The sequence below is a fragment of the Streptomyces sp. NBC_00442 genome, assembly GCF_036014195.1.
Classification (GTDB): Bacteria; Actinomycetota; Actinomycetes; order Streptomycetales; family Streptomycetaceae; genus Streptomyces.
Genome location: NZ_CP107918.1, coordinates 810,377 through 823,858, shown reverse-complemented (window position 1 = coordinate 823,858; position 13,482 = coordinate 810,377). Strand labels below are relative to the sequence as shown.

Sequence of the window (13,482 nt, the reverse complement as noted above, 5' to 3'; positions counted from 1 at the left end):
GGTTTCCGATGAGCGCCGCCGACGCCACCCCCGCCCGCCCCCTGCGCTTCACCGAGCGCGGCGGAGGACCCGCCCCGCTGTGGGCGCAGACCGCCGACCTCATCCAGGACGAGATCCAGCGCCGCGGTCTCGTCGCGGGCTCCCGGCTGCCTCCCGAGCGGGAACTCGGCGAGCAGCTCGACATCTCCCGGGTGACCCTGCGCAAAGCCCTGGCGCACCTGGTGGACCAGGGCCTCGTGACGGCCTCGCACGGCCGGGGCTGGTTCGTCGCGACGCCCGTCGCTCCCCGCGAATGGCCCAACGACCTGGAATCGTTCACGACGACGGCGCACCGCAAGCACATGCGGCCGAGTTCCCTGGTGCTGCACCAGGAGGTGCGTCCCGCCACCCTCGACGACGCCGACCGCCTCGACGTACCGGCCGGTGCGCCCCTGCTCCGCCTGGAGCGGGTGCGGCTGCTCAACGACGTACGCATCGCCGTCGACCGCACCCTGCTCGTGGCCTCCCTCGCGCCGGGCCTCGACGAGGTGGACTTCACCGACGCCTCGCTCTTCGAGGAACTGCACGCACGCGGCGTCGAGCTGGACCGTTCCGAAACCACCATCGAGGCACGCGGCGCCGACGAGACCCTCGCCGGCCATCTCGGCATCGAGCCCGGCGCGCCCGTGCTCGCCCTGGACCAGACGATCTACGCACGGGACCAGCGGCCCGTGCTCCTGTCGACCGTCGAATACAGCGGGGACCGCTACCGCCTGCGCACCACACTCCAGCCACGCTGACAGGTGTCGCCGCCCCGGGCCGCGGGCGTTGGACAGGAATGCGGGGGCCGTTCGTCCCCCGGTCGGGCACTCAAGTCGGCATTGTCAGTGGCGGGTGGAAGACTCGGAAGAGCAGGACGACGGGGCGCGACTCGCGGCACGACTCGGAACACGAACGAAGGAGCACACCATGCTCAGCACCCGTTACGTGACGGGCTCTCCCAGCTGGTTCGACCTCGGCACGCCCGATATCGACGCGGCGGCCGCCTTCTACACCGGCGTCTTCGGCTGGACGTATCGGCCCGGCGGCCCGGAGGTCGGCGGATACGGCATGTTCCAGGCCTCGGGCAAGGCCATCGCAGGCGGCATGACGACCAGCCCCGAGCAGGGCGGGCCCACGTGGAACCTGTACTTCCAGACACCGGACATCGAGGCCACGGCCAAGTCCGTCGAGCAGGCCGGCGGCAAGGTCGTCGTCCCGCCCGTGGACGTCATGGAGCTGGGCCGCAGCGCCGTCTTCCAGGACGCGGCGGGCGTCGGCTTCTCGGGCTGGCAGCCCCAGCGTATGAGCGGCATGGAAGCCGCCGGTGAGCGTGACACGCTGGCCTGGGTCGAGCTCTACACCCCGGACGTCAAGGCGGCCACCGGCTTCTACCACGCCGTGTTCGGATGGGAGAGCACCGAGGTGCCCTTCCCCGGTGGCACCTACACGACCGTCAACCCCGCGACCGCCGGGCCCGACGGGATGTTCGGCGGCGTCGTCCCGCTCGATCACGACGCGCTGGAAGCCGAGGCCGGCGCCTACTGGATGCCGTACATCGAGGTGGCCGACGCCGACGCGACCGCCGCCAGGGCGACGGAGCTGGGCGGCACGGTCCGCATGGCACCCACGGACGTGGAGGGCGTGGGCCGGCTGGGCCGGATCGCCGACCCGTTCGGTGCGCGCATCGCGATCATCACGAGTTCGATGCCGGCGGCGTAGCACCGCCCCCGCAGGGGCCGATCGACGTCGGCGTTCACGATTCGTTGATGGGACGTTGATCAGTGCCCGGCAGCGTTGACACCATGATGAACAAGACCATCAGCAGCGAAGCTGAACTCACCTGGCAGCAGGGCGCGTTGTGTGCGCAGGCCGGCCCGGAGTTCTTCTTCCCGGCGCCGGGAAGTTCGACGCGCGAGGCCAAGCAGCTCTGCGGCGCCTGCGAGCAGCGAAAGGCCTGTCTGGAGTACGCCCTGGCCAACGACGAGCGATTCGGTGTGTGGGGCGGCCTCTCGGAGAGGGAACGCCTGGTCCTCCAGCGCGCCCGGCGGCGATAAGCGGGGCGGCACGCCCGGCATACCGGTGCCGGTGGCAACGGCTCTCCGTTCCCTCCGGCACCGGCCCGGGGCCCGGCGTCAGCCGCGTGCGGCCATCCGCGCCTTGCGCGCGGCGAGCTTCTCGTCGAACTTGGACGCCTCGGAGTCGAGCCCGCCCATGTACAGGCCGAGCTCCTCCTGGGCCTTGAGGCCCTCCGGGCCGAGCCCGTCGATCTCCAGGACCTTCAGGTAGCGAAGCACCGGCTGGAGCACGTCGTCGTGGTGGATCCGCATGTTGTAGATCTCGCCGATCGCCATCTGTGCCGCGGCCCGCTCGAAGCCGGGCATGCCGTGACCGGGCATCCGGAAGTTCACGACGACATCGCGCACCGACTGCATCGTCAGGTCGGGGGCGATCTCGAAGGCCGCGCCGAGCAGGTTGCGGTAGAAGACCATGTGCAGGTTCTCGTCGGTGGCGATCCGCGCCAGCATCCGGTCGCAGACCGGGTCGCCCGACTGGTGGCCGGTGTTGCGGTGCGAGACGCGCGTCGCCAGCTCCTGGAAGGCGACGTATGCCACCGAGTGCAGCATCGAGTGCCGGTTGTCCGACTCGAAGCCCTCGCTCATGTGCATCATCCGGAACTGCTCCAGCTTGTCCGGGTCGACCGCGCGCGAGGCGAGCAGGTAGTCGCGCATCACGATGCCGTGCCGGCCCTCCTCGGCGGTCCAGCGGTGCACCCAGGTGCCCCAGGCACCGTCGCGGCCGAACAGCGAGGCGATCTCGTGGTGGTAGCTGGGCAGGTTGTCCTCGGTGAGCAGGTTGACCACCAGAGCGATCTTCCCGATGTCGGTGACCTTGGACTGCTGGGGGTCCCAGGCCTCGCCGTCCTCGAAGAGTCCGGGGAAGTTGCGGGCGTCGGACCACGGCACGTAGTCGTGCGGCATCCAGTCCTTGGCGACCTTGAGGTGCCGGTTGAGCTCCTTTTCGACTACCTCTTCCAGCGCGAACAGCAGCCGGGCGTCGGTCCACGCGTCCGAGCTGCCGAGGTGGGGAGAAGTGATCGTCACGGGGGTGCTCCAGGGGGACGGAAAAGGGGGGACGGCAGGTATACCTACGCAAACGTAGGTTACGAAACCGTAGGTTAAAGCGGCCGTAAGCCTCAGCCAAGTCCACCTTCCCCTTCGTCCGGTTACGTTCTGTTAAATGACCAGGTCGGCGGCGCTCAACGAGAGGCAGGTCACCTCTTGGCGCCTGCCCTCCCTGTGAGCGGGGAAACAGCGGGGCCCGGCCCGGCCCGGCCGTCCGCGCCGCGCCGCGCCGCGCCGCGCCGGGCCCGGCCCGGCCCGGTCCCCGGGCGGCCGGCCCTCAGTGCGCCGTGAGCCCCTCGGTGACCGCTTCCGCCGAGGTGGCGGTGAGCGCGCCGTCGAGCAGCAGCCAGCGCGTGACACCGATCGACTCCAGGAACGGCACATCGTGACTGGCCACGATCAGCGCGCCCTCGTACGCGTCCAGGGCCGCCGTGAGAGCGCTCACGCTGGCCATGTCCAGGTTGTTCGTGGGCTCGTCCAGCATCAGCAGCTTCGGCGCGGGCTCCGCGAGCAGCAGCGCCGCCAGCGACGCACGGAAGCGCTCTCCGCCCGAGAGCGTGCCGGCCGCCCGCTCGGCGCGGGCCCCCTTGAACAGGAACCGCGCGAGCCGCGCCCTGATCGCGTTGTCCGTCGCCGTCGGCGCATGGCGCGCCACGTTCTCCACCACGCTCAGCGCGTCGTCGAGCACGTCGAGACGCTGGGGCAGGAACCGCAGCGGCACATGGACGACCGCCTCGCCGGCCACCGGCTCCAGCTGCCCGGCGATGGTCCTGAGCAGGGTGGTCTTGCCGGAGCCGTTGCGGCCCACCAGGGCGATCCGCTCCGGCCCGCGGACGTCGAGCTCGCCCTCCATCCGTGCGCCGTAGGGGAGTTGGAGCTCACGCAGGGTGAGGACCTGGCGGCCCGGGTGCACCGTGGTGTGCGGCAGCTCGATCCGGATGCCCTCGTCGTCACGTACGGCCTCCGCCGCCTGGTCGAGCCGCTCGCGCGCCTGGTCGAGCCGCTCGGCCTGCAGAATGCGGTGCTTGCCGGCCGAGACCTGCGCCTCGCGCCTGCGGTTGTTGGCGACGATCCTCGGCACCACCTTGTTGTCGTAGCTCTTCTGTCCGTACCGCTGACGCCGCGCCAGTTTCACCTGGGACTCGGTCAGTTCGCGCTTTTGCCGCTGCACATCGGCCTCGGCCACCCGCACCATCCGCTCGGCCGCCTCCTGTTCGGCCCGCAGCGCCTCCTCGTACGCCGTGAAGTTGCCGCCGTACCAGGCGAGTTGGCCCTCGCGAAGATCGGCGATGCGGTCCACCCGGTCCAGGAGTTCCCGGTCGTGGCTGACCACGAGGAGCACCCCGGTCCAGGCATCGACGGCGCTGTAGAGGCGCCGCCGGGCGGGCAGGTCCAGATTGTTGGTGGGTTCGTCGAGCAGCAGGACGTCGGGGCGCCTCAGGAGCAGTGCGGCCAGCCGGAGCAGCACCGACTCGCCGCCCGAGACCTCGCCGATCGTGCGGTCGAGGCCGATGGCGCCGAGGCCGAGCTGGTCGAGAGTGGCGCGGGCGCGCTCCTCGACGTCCCAGTCGTCGCCCACCGTCTCGAAGTGCCGCTCGTCGGCGTCGCCGCTCTCGATGGCGTGCAGCGCCGCGCGGATCGCGTCGATGCCGAGGGCCTCGTCCACCCGCAGGGTGGTGTCCAGGACCAGGTTCTGCGGCAGATACCCGACCTCGCCCGCGGCCCTGATGTGGCCGTCGGTCGGGGTGAGGACACCGGCGATCAGTTTCAACAGGGTTGACTTTCCAGACCCGTTGAGGCCGATGAGGCCGGTGCGCCCAGGGCCGACGGCGAGTTGGAAGTCCTCGAAGACGGGAGTGCCGTCGGGCCACGCGAAGGACAGTGCGGCCGAGCTGATCTGACGGGGGGAAGATGACATACGGGTCTCCCGGTTGCGGGGAAGGGATGAGGGCAACGGGGGTTCTGAGACACCGCTCAGGGCACGAAGAAGGCCCTGGTCGTGGAGGACATGGCTCGGAGGCAGAGGTCACACCGGGCGCGCGGCACGTCAAGGAGGTGCGCGTGGCGGTGTCTCAGGGCCTCAGACGAGCAACGTCCTGCTCCATTCGACGACAACAGGGCCAGTCACGAACGTACGCCCGCCGCCCGCGAGCCCGCAAACCAATTAACGAGGAGCGGCGGGAGGCGAGGGCGGCGGGCACGCGGATGCAGGGTCCGAGCGCACGGACACCGCCCCGAGGGCGCGTGGGCGCGGGTTCCGTGGACGCGGGTCCCGAGGGTGCGGGTTTCCAGAGCAAGAAAGGGCACCACCGCGGCCGGGCAGGAACGGTGGAGGTGCACGAGGGACGCCGTCTTGGCGGCGGTGCGGGTCGGCGGTGCGGGTCGGTGGAGCGGGTCAGCAGGCGTCGCGCAGCAGCACGGCGAGGTCCCCGTCCAGGTCGAGGTAGTGGTGCTCGCGGCCCACCGGCACCAGGTGCTGGGCGCGCTGGAGGAAGCGGCGCACCTCGGAGGTGCGGATGTGGACCATGGCGACGCCTTCGGGGGCGTGGAATTCCAGGACGGTGCGGTCGTAACCGTAGGGCCGCACGCGCACGTCGCCGACCCCGGCGGGTGCGTCGATGCCGGATTCGAGCAGGTCGCGGGCGAACTCCCAGGAGACGTCCGTGTTTTCGAGGGTGGCCGGTGCCGGGAACACCATGTGCACGGCGAAGGGATCGTCGGGGTCGTAGCGCAGGGTCGCGGGCACGGTCTCCATGCGGGGTGCGGACGCGATCAGACGTACCTGGACCGGCTGCTCGATGACGGTGGACAAAGCCCTGCTCCCTCAGCCTCGGGGGTTCTCTCCTGCCGCCCGGAGAGACGTCGAAATTCAGCGTTCCGTGCACCGGAGGTTCACGTGACCTGCATCACTGACGGCCACCGGCCCGTGGGCGCGGTCGGATCAGTCGTCAAGGGGCTCGTTCCCGCTATCTCCTCGGCCACACCGCACCACCCGTGTCTCGTATGGCTCAATTCTTGCCCCGCGCCCGGCACTCTGGACGGGTGGGGCGGCCTCGGCTAGCTTCCGACGCCATGAGGTCCATGGGGAAGACGCGACGCATGCTGGCGGCGGGACTGGGCGGGGTGGCCCTGGTGGCGGCGCTGACGGCGCCGGCCCAGGCGCACGGGCGCTCCACGCCCGCCTGGCAGATGAGGGACACCGGGAGCGAGGCCCGCTTCCGCGGGCTCGCCGCCATCAGCAGGTCGACCGCGTGGGTCGCGGGCACCCGGGGCACGGTCCTGCGCACCGCGGACGGCGGCCGCACCTGGAAGAACGTCTCGCCGCCCGGCGCCGCCGGTCTGGAGTTCCGGGACGTGGAGGCATTCGACGGGCGGCGCGCCGTGGTGCTGGCGATCGGTGAGGGCGAGGCATCGCGCGTCTACCGCACCGAGGACGGCGGAACCACGTGGAGCGAGTCGTTCCGCAACACCGACCCCAAGGCGTTCTACGACTGCCTGACCTTCTTCGATCCGCGGCACGGCCTGGCGATGAGCGACCCCGTCGACGGCAAGTACCGCATCCTGTCCACCGCCGACGGCGGCCGCTCCTGGACGGTCCTGCCCAGCGCGGGGATGCCGGCCGCGCAGCCGGGAGAGGCCGGCTTCGCCGCGAGCGGTCAGTGCCTGGTGGCGTCGGGGCCCAGGGACGTGTGGCTCGCCACGGGCGGCGGCGCGACCGGTCGGGTGCTGCGTTCCGCCGACCGCGGGCTCACCTGGACGGCGGCCGAGTCGGGCATCCCGGCCGGCGACCCGGCCCGCGGGGTGTTCGCGCTGGCCTTCCGTGACCGTACGCACGGCATCGCGGTGGGCGGTGACTACCGTACGGGGCAGCCGTCACCGAACGCCGCGGCGCTCACCGGGGACGGCGGCCGCCGCTGGCGCGGGGCGACGGTGCCGGTCGCCGGATACCGCTCGGGCGTCGCGTGGCTGGCGCACTCGCGCTCGGCCGCGCTCGCCGTCGGACCGACGGGCACCGACGTCACCCGCGACGGCGGCCGCACCTGGCGGACCGTGGACACCGGCTCGTACGACACGGTCGACTGCACCGCCGACGGCGGGTGCTGGGCCGCGGGCGAACAGGGGCGGGTGGCGCGGCTTGCGGACTAGCCGGCCAACGTCTCGCGGTACGGGGCGAGTTCGGGCGCCACCTTGGTCGCGAGGAATTCCGTGACCCGGTAGGTGCACAGTCCGTCGACGAGGAACGGGTCGCTCGCCACGACCTCCTCGATCGCCGCGCGGTCGTCGCCGACGGCCAGGATCACCCCGCCGTCGCGGGGCTCCTTGCGGCCCGACGCGATGAACACGCCCGCCGCGTAGTGCTCGTCGAGCCAGGCGACGTGGGAGTCGAGCAGGGCGTCGATACGGTCCAGGGGCGCGATGTAGGTCAGCTCGAGTATGAACATGATCGTCACGATACTGCGGGCCCGCGCCGCGGCCCCTCGGGGGCCTGGCCGCTCGGACACCTAGGCTGGTGGCATGGAGATCATCACGGGGATTCCGCAGGGCTGGCCGGGCGACGAGGCGGCCGCGCTCGCCGTGCAGGACGAGTTGCGCGGCCGGGTCGTGCGGGACGAGCCGGGGCCGCCCCCGGGCAGCGGCCTCGTCACCGGCGTGGACGTGGCCTACGACGACGAGCGCGACCTCGTCGTCGCGGCCGCCGTGGTGCTCGACGCCGCGACCCTGGAGGTGGTCGAGGAGGCCACCGCGGTCGGCAGGGTGGCGTTCCCCTACGTTCCCGGTCTCCTCGCCTTCCGCGAGATCCCCACCGTGCTCGCCGCGCTCGAACGGCTCGACGCGCAGCCCGGGTTGGTCGTCTGCGACGGGTACGGGCTCGCCCACCCGCGCCGGTTCGGCCTCGCGAGCCACCTCGGCGTCCTCACCGGGCTCCCCGTCATGGGCGTCGCCAAGAACCCGTTCACCTTCACCTACGAGCCGCCAGGGCCCCGCCGGGGCGACAGTTCCCCGCTGCTCGCCGACGACGGCGCCGAGGTGGGCCGCGCCGTGCGCACCCAGGACGCCACCAAGCCCGTCTTCGTCTCGGTCGGCCACCGGGTGAGCCTGGACGGCGCGGTCGCCCACACCCTCCGGCTCGCCCGGCGCTACCGGCTCCCCGAGACCACGCGGCACGCCGACTCGCTGTGCCGCCTAGCCCTCAAGGGAGCCCAACAGGCCCTGCCCCGGGCCCGGTCGGAGTCCTGAGGTCCGGCTCCGTCAGCGCGTGTCCGCGACCCGGAACCGCATCCCGGCGGCCCGCAGCCGCTCGGTGAGGGCCGGCCCCATCGCGGTCGCCGGCGTCAACTGTCCCGCACGCTCGGGGAGTTCGTCGAAGGCGAGACAGAGCGCGCCTTCGGCGAGGATCTTCGCCGTCTCGTCGTAGCCCGGGTCGCCGCCGGACACCTCCGTGAACACCCGCCGCCCGCCGCCCTCGCCGACGAAGCGGACCGTGAACCAGCTGCGCCGCCGCCGCGGCTCGTCCGGGCCCTGACCCGCCTCGTAACGGTTCATCAGCCAGGTGCGTGCGGGCGGGAGTTGGGTGGCCACGGCCACGGCCCCCACCGCGGCGACGCCGCCGATGGCGACCGGAAGGTGTTTGACGCCGGCGAAGTGCCGGTAACGGAAGTCGGGACCGTACCGGTCGTCGGCCGCCGCCGAACGGGCGATGACCTGAGGGTCGATGGTCGGCATGGGCAGCGCCCAGAGGCCGGTCTCCTTGCTGAAGTGGGGCGCGCCGAGCGGGGCGTGGGCCCGCCGCCCCACGAGCCGCGGTTCGTGCAGACGTCGCTCCCGTGCGGCCCGCGCGGTCTGCGCGCCCCGGCCGAGCGCGGTCAGCGCGGAGGCCAGCGTGCCGCCGGAGAAGGTCGCGTTGGTGCGGACGAAGCCGTCGATCCGCAGCGGAACACCGGTGGGGAGCTGCTGCACGGTGAACAGGACACCGAGGTCGTGCGGCACCGAGTCGAAGCCGCAGGCGTGCACCAGGCGGGCGCCCCGCTCACGGGCCCGCGCGTCGTGGCGGACGTACATCGTGTCGACGAACTCCGGCTCCCCGGTCAGATCCAGGTAATCGGTGCCCGCCTCGGCGCACGCCTCGACCAGGCCCTCGCCGTACCAGACGTAGGGGCCGACGGTGGTGGCGAGGACCCGCGTCGACCCGGCGAGCGCGCGCAGCGAGCCGGTGTCGGTGGAGTCGGCGGTGAGCAGCGGCAGTGTGGCGCACGCGGGATTGAGCTCGGTGAGCCGTTCGCGCAGCCGCTCCAGCTTCGTGCGGTTGCGGCCGGCGATCGCCCACCGGCAGTCTTCGGGCGCGTGGACCGCGAGGTACTGGGCGGTCAGCGCCCCCACGAAACCCGTCGCGCCGAACAACACGATGTCGTAATGCCGCTTCGAGGGTTCCACCTGTGCCTCCGCACTTCTGCTGCCTGGTGACGCCGTCGGCCGATGCCGGGTTGTGAGGCTAGCGTGCGGGCCCCGGTCGGGGCATCCGGGCCCGTCTCCCCGAGGACCGCGGGACGACCGCAAAGCGACCCGGGCGGGCGACGGGCCGCGGGCAAGACCGGCGTATCGGGGCAACCGGCGCGACACGGCCGGCCCGACATGCTGAGCGGTTGCTCATGGGGGCTTGTGCGGAGTGGAACGTGTTCTTAGCATCATTGATGTTACATCAGTTGTGTCACATGGCTGGGGGCTTGATGGCAGCGACAGGAACCGGCCCGCTCGCCGGGGTGCGCGTGGTCGAACTGGCGGGCATCGGGCCCGGCCCGTTCGCCGCCATGCTCCTCGCCGATCTCGGCGCCGACGTGGTGCGCGTGGACCGTCCGGGCGGCGCGGGTCTCGGCGTCGACCCGGCGCACGACCTCACCAACCGCAACAAGCGCTCCGTGATCGTCGACCTCAAGGCGCCGCAAGGGGCCGCCCTGGTCCTCGGCCTCGTCGAGCGCGCCGACATCCTCATCGAGGGCTACCGGCCCGGCGTGGCCGAGCGGCTCGGCGTCGGCCCCGAGGAGTGCCTGGCCCGCAACCCCGCTCTCGTCTACGGCCGGATGACGGGCTGGGGCCAGGACGGCCCGCTGGCCCAGCGTGCCGGGCACGACATCGCGTACATCGCGATCACCGGCACCCTCGGCATGATCGGTCCCGCCGACGGCGGCCCGGTCGTGCCGGCCAACCTCGTCGGCGACTACGCGGGCGGATCGCTCTACCTCGTCATCGGCGTGCTCGCCGCCCTCCAGCACGCGCGGGGCGGGGGAGCGGGCCAGGTCGTGGACGCGGCGATCGTCGACGGGAGCGCCCACCTCGCCACGATGATCCACGCCATGATGGCGGCCGGCGGCTGGCAGGACCGGCGCGGATCCAACCTCCTCGACGGCGGCTGTCCCTTCTACGGCACGTACGAGACCTCCGACGGCCAGTACATGGCGGTCGGCTCCCTGGAGCAGCGGTTCTACGACGAGTTCGTCCGCCTCCTCGGCATCCAGGACGTGGCCCCCGCCCGCAAGGACCTCGCCCGCTGGCCGGAGCTGCGCACCACCATCGCCGAGCGGTTCCGCACCAGGACCCGCGAGGAGTGGACGGCCGTCTTCGAGGAATCGGACGCCTGTGTCGCTCCCGTCCTGTCCCTCACGGAGGCGCCGCACCATCCGCACCTCGCGGCCCGCGCCACCTTCACCGGGTACGGCGGGACCACCCAGCCCGCGCCCGCACCCCGCTTCTCCGCCACCCCCGGATCCATCCGGCGGCCCCCCGCCCTGCCCGGCGCCCACACCGCGGACGTGGCCCGCGACTGGAACCTGCCGGCACTGGCGCCGGACCCGGCGCCCACCCCCGTACAGGAGGTTTGAGTTGAAACGGCAGATCTTCAGTGCCGAGCACGAGGCGTTCCGCGAGACCGTCCGCACCTTCCTCGCCAAGGAGGTCCTGCCGCACTACGAGCAGTGGGAGAAGGACGGCATCGTCTCGCGCCAGGCGTGGCTCGCGGCCGGAAAGCAGGGGCTGCTCGGGCTCGCCGTGCCCGAGGAGTACGGCGGCGGCGGCCAGGGCGACTTCCGCTACAGCGCCGTCCTCGCCGAGGAGTTCACCCGCGCCGGGGCGGCGGGGCTCGCGCTCGGCCTGCACAACGACATCATCGGCCCGTATCTGACCGGGCTCGCGACCGAGGAGCAGAAGCGGCGCTGGCTGCCCGGATTCTGCGACGGCTCCCTGATCACCGCCATCGCGATGACCGAGCCCGGCGCCGGTTCCGACCTCCAGGGCATCCGCACCACGGCCGAGGACAAGGGCGACCACTGGCTGCTCAACGGGTCCAAGACGTTCATCTCCAACGGCATCCTCGCCGACCTGGTCGTCGTCGTGGCCAAGACCACCCCCGAGGGCGGCGCCAAGGGCCTGTCCCTCATCGTCGTGGAGCGCGGCGCCGAAGGATTCGAACGCGGCCGCAACCTCGACAAGATCGGCCAGAAGTCGCAGGACACGGCCGAACTGTTCTTTCACGACGTACGCGTCCCGAAGGACAATCTCCTCGGCGAACTCGACGGCGCCTTCATCCACCTCATGACCAACCTCGCACAGGAGCGCATGGGCATCGCGGTCGCCGGAATCGCCGCCGCCGAACACCTCCTGGAGATCACCACGAGTTACGTCAAGGAGCGCGAGGCCTTCGGCCGCCCGCTCTCCAAGCTCCAGCACATCCGGTTCGAGATCGCCGAGATGGCCACCGAGTGCGCCGTCACCCGCACCTTCCTCGACCGCTGCATCGTCGACCACTCCAACGGCGAACTCGACGCGGTGCACGCCTCCATGGCCAAGTGGTGGGCGACCGAACTGCAAAAGCGCGTCGCCGACCGCTGCCTCCAACTCCACGGCGGATACGGCTACATGACCGAGTACCGGGTCGCCAAGGCCTTCACGGACGGCCGCATCCAGACGATCTACGGCGGCACGACCGAGATCATGAAGGAAATCATCGGCCGTTCCCTGCTCGGCTGACCCGCCGTCCCCCGCCCGGCCGGCCGCATTCCCCCGGGCGGCCGGCCCCGCATCCCGAACCACCCTCATCCGAAAGGCCCGACGTTGAGCACCGAAGCGTACGTATACGACGCGATCCGCACCCCGCGCGGCCGCGGCAAGGCCAATGGCGCCCTGCACGGCACCAAGCCGATCGACCTCGTCGTCGGCCTGATCCACGAACTGCGGACGCGCTTCCCGGGCCTGGACCCGGCCGCCATCGACGACATCGTGCTCGGTGTCGTCGGCCCCGTCGGCGACCAGGGATCCGACATCGCCCGCATCGCGGCGATCGCCGCCGGACTGCCCGACACCGTGGCCGGCGTCCAGGAGAACCGCTTCTGTGCCTCCGGCCTCGAAGCCGTCAACCTGGCCGCGGTCAAGGTCCGTTCGGGGTGGGAGGACCTGGTGCTCGCCGGCGGCGTCGAGTCGATGTCGCGCGTCCCGATGGCCTCCGACGGTGGCGCCTGGTTCGCCGACCCCATGACCAACTTCTCCACCAACTTCGTCCCCCAGGGCATCGGCGCCGACCTCATCGCCACCCTCGGGGGCTTCACGCGCCGCGACGTCGACGAGTACGCCGCGCTCTCCCAGGAGCGCGCCGCCGAGGCCTGGAAGGACGGCCGGTTCGCCCGCTCCGTCGTCCCGGTCAAGGACCGCAACGGCCTCGTCGTGCTCGACCACGACGAGCACATGCGCCCCGGCACCACCGCGGACTCCCTCGCCGGCCTCAAGCCCTCGTTCGCCGGCATCGGCGACCTGGGCGGCTTCGACGCCGTCGCCCTCCAGAAGTACCACTGGGTCGAGGAGATCGACCACGTCCACCACGCAGGCAACTCCTCCGGAATCGTGGACGGTTCCGCCCTCGTGGCCGTCGGCTCCCGCGAGGTCGGAGAGCGCTACGCGATGACCCCGCGGGCGCGCATCGTCTCCGCCGCGGTCTCCGGCTCCGAGCCCACCATCATGCTGACCGGGCCCGCGCCCGCCACCCGCAAGGCGCTCGCCAAGGCCGGACTGACCATCGACGACATCGACCTCGTCGAGATCAACGAGGCCTTCGCCGCCGTCGTGCTCCGTTTCGTCGCCGACATGGGCCTCAGCCTCGACAAGGTCAACGTCAACGGCGGCGCCATCGCCATGGGCCACCCGCTCGGCGCGACCGGCGCGATGATCCTCGGCACCCTCGTCGACGAACTGGAGCGCCGCGACCTGCGCTACGGGCTCGCCACCCTGTGCGTCGGCGGCGGCATGGGCGTCGCCACCATCGTCGAGCGTGTCTGACCGTCCCGTCCCGGCATCCCCT

Annotated in this window: 13 protein-coding genes; 8 read left to right on the top strand and 5 right to left on the bottom strand. The window is 71.8% G+C overall.

What is annotated here, in order from left to right; translation table 11 throughout:
* Positions 1-8 precede the first annotated feature (8 nt).
* The 3 genes from OG432_RS03775 to OG432_RS03765 all read left to right on the top strand — a co-directional run bounded on the left by OG432_RS03775 (position 9) and on the right by OG432_RS03765 (position 2,075).
* Positions 9-779 (top strand): GntR family transcriptional regulator, encoded by a 771-nt coding sequence (locus OG432_RS03775; RefSeq protein WP_328307678.1) that lies wholly within the window; start codon positions 9-11, stop codon positions 777-779.
* Positions 780-948: 169 nt separating this feature from the next.
* Positions 949-1,740 (top strand): VOC family protein, encoded by a 792-nt coding sequence (locus tag OG432_RS03770; protein WP_328307676.1) that lies wholly within the window; start codon positions 949-951, stop codon positions 1,738-1,740.
* Positions 1,741-1,826: 86 nt separating this feature from the next.
* Positions 1,827-2,075 (top strand): WhiB family transcriptional regulator, encoded by a 249-nt coding sequence (locus tag OG432_RS03765; RefSeq protein WP_443058548.1) that lies wholly within the window; start codon positions 1,827-1,829, stop codon positions 2,073-2,075.
* Positions 2,076-2,153: 78 nt separating this feature from the next.
* On the opposite strand, the gene OG432_RS03760 is transcribed toward OG432_RS03765, so the two are convergent.
* From OG432_RS03760 to OG432_RS03750, 3 genes are all read right to left on the bottom strand, one after another.
* Positions 2,154-3,122, bottom strand: coding sequence for an acyl-ACP desaturase (locus OG432_RS03760; protein WP_328307672.1), 969 nt, complete (start codon positions 3,120-3,122; stop codon positions 2,154-2,156).
* 298 nt (positions 3,123-3,420) lie between these two features.
* Positions 3,421-5,061, bottom strand: coding sequence for an ABC-F family ATP-binding cassette domain-containing protein (locus tag OG432_RS03755; protein WP_328307670.1), 1,641 nt, complete (start codon positions 5,059-5,061; stop codon positions 3,421-3,423).
* 477 nt (positions 5,062-5,538) lie between these two features.
* Positions 5,539-5,955 (bottom strand): SsgA family sporulation/cell division regulator, encoded by a 417-nt coding sequence (locus tag OG432_RS03750; protein ID WP_328307668.1) that lies wholly within the window; start codon positions 5,953-5,955, stop codon positions 5,539-5,541.
* 260 nt (positions 5,956-6,215) lie between these two features.
* Between OG432_RS03750 and OG432_RS03745 the strand changes: the two genes are divergently transcribed.
* Complete coding sequence (locus OG432_RS03745) at positions 6,216-7,289, top strand: WD40/YVTN/BNR-like repeat-containing protein (protein ID WP_328307666.1); 1,074 nt, start codon at positions 6,216-6,218, stop codon at positions 7,287-7,289.
* Here the strand turns inward: OG432_RS03745 and OG432_RS03740 are convergent.
* Positions 7,286-7,585: a YciI family protein gene (locus OG432_RS03740; protein WP_328307664.1), complete on the bottom strand. Its 300-nt coding sequence runs from the start codon at positions 7,583-7,585 to the stop codon at positions 7,286-7,288. The genes OG432_RS03745 and OG432_RS03740 overlap by 4 nt on opposite strands.
* A gap of 73 nt (positions 7,586-7,658) precedes the next feature.
* On the opposite strand from OG432_RS03740, the gene OG432_RS03735 reads away from it, so the two are divergent.
* Entirely contained in the window at positions 7,659-8,381 is a 723-nt protein-coding gene (locus OG432_RS03735; RefSeq protein WP_328307663.1) for an endonuclease V, read from the top strand.
* A gap of 12 nt (positions 8,382-8,393) precedes the next feature.
* Here the strand turns inward: OG432_RS03735 and OG432_RS03730 are convergent, their stop codons facing one another.
* A complete protein-coding gene (locus tag OG432_RS03730; RefSeq protein ID WP_328307661.1) occupies positions 8,394-9,575 on the bottom strand; it encodes a saccharopine dehydrogenase family protein in 1,182 nt (393 codons plus the stop codon).
* Positions 9,576-9,868: 293 nt separating this feature from the next.
* Here OG432_RS03730 and OG432_RS03725 point away from each other — a divergent pair, with 293 nt between their 5' ends.
* The 3 genes from OG432_RS03725 to OG432_RS03715 all read left to right on the top strand — a co-directional run bounded on the left by OG432_RS03725 (position 9,869) and on the right by OG432_RS03715 (position 13,460).
* Complete coding sequence (locus tag OG432_RS03725; RefSeq protein ID WP_443058332.1) at positions 9,869-11,017, top strand: CaiB/BaiF CoA transferase family protein; 1,149 nt, start codon at positions 9,869-9,871, stop codon at positions 11,015-11,017.
* Between the two features lies 1 nt (position 11,018).
* A complete protein-coding gene (locus tag OG432_RS03720) occupies positions 11,019-12,161 on the top strand; it encodes an acyl-CoA dehydrogenase family protein (protein WP_328307657.1) in 1,143 nt (380 codons plus the stop codon).
* 84 nt (positions 12,162-12,245) lie between these two features.
* Positions 12,246-13,460, top strand: coding sequence for an acetyl-CoA C-acetyltransferase (locus tag OG432_RS03715; RefSeq protein ID WP_328307656.1), 1,215 nt, complete (start codon positions 12,246-12,248; stop codon positions 13,458-13,460).
* Positions 13,461-13,482: the final 22 nt, after the last annotated feature.

Excerpts from the sequence above, each read along its gene's own strand:
- OG432_RS03775 (WP_328307678.1), top strand. The coding sequence starts at position 9 with ATGAGCGCCGCCGACGCCACCCCCGCCCGCCCCCTGCGCTTCACCGAG.
- OG432_RS03770 (WP_328307676.1), top strand. The coding sequence starts at position 949 with ATGCTCAGCACCCGTTACGTGACGGGCTCTCCCAGCTGGTTCGACCTC.
- OG432_RS03765 (WP_443058548.1), top strand. The coding sequence starts at position 1,827 with ATGAACAAGACCATCAGCAGCGAAGCTGAACTCACCTGGCAGCAGGGC.
- OG432_RS03755 (WP_328307670.1), bottom strand. The coding sequence starts at position 5,061 with ATGTCATCTTCCCCCCGTCAGATCAGCTCGGCCGCACTGTCCTTCGCG.
- OG432_RS03745 (WP_328307666.1), top strand. The coding sequence starts at position 6,216 with ATGAGGTCCATGGGGAAGACGCGACGCATGCTGGCGGCGGGACTGGGC.
- OG432_RS03740 (WP_328307664.1), bottom strand. The coding sequence starts at position 7,585 with ATGTTCATACTCGAGCTGACCTACATCGCGCCCCTGGACCGTATCGAC.
- OG432_RS03735 (WP_328307663.1), top strand. The coding sequence starts at position 7,659 with ATGGAGATCATCACGGGGATTCCGCAGGGCTGGCCGGGCGACGAGGCG.
- OG432_RS03725 (WP_443058332.1), top strand. The coding sequence starts at position 9,869 with ATGGCAGCGACAGGAACCGGCCCGCTCGCCGGGGTGCGCGTGGTCGAA.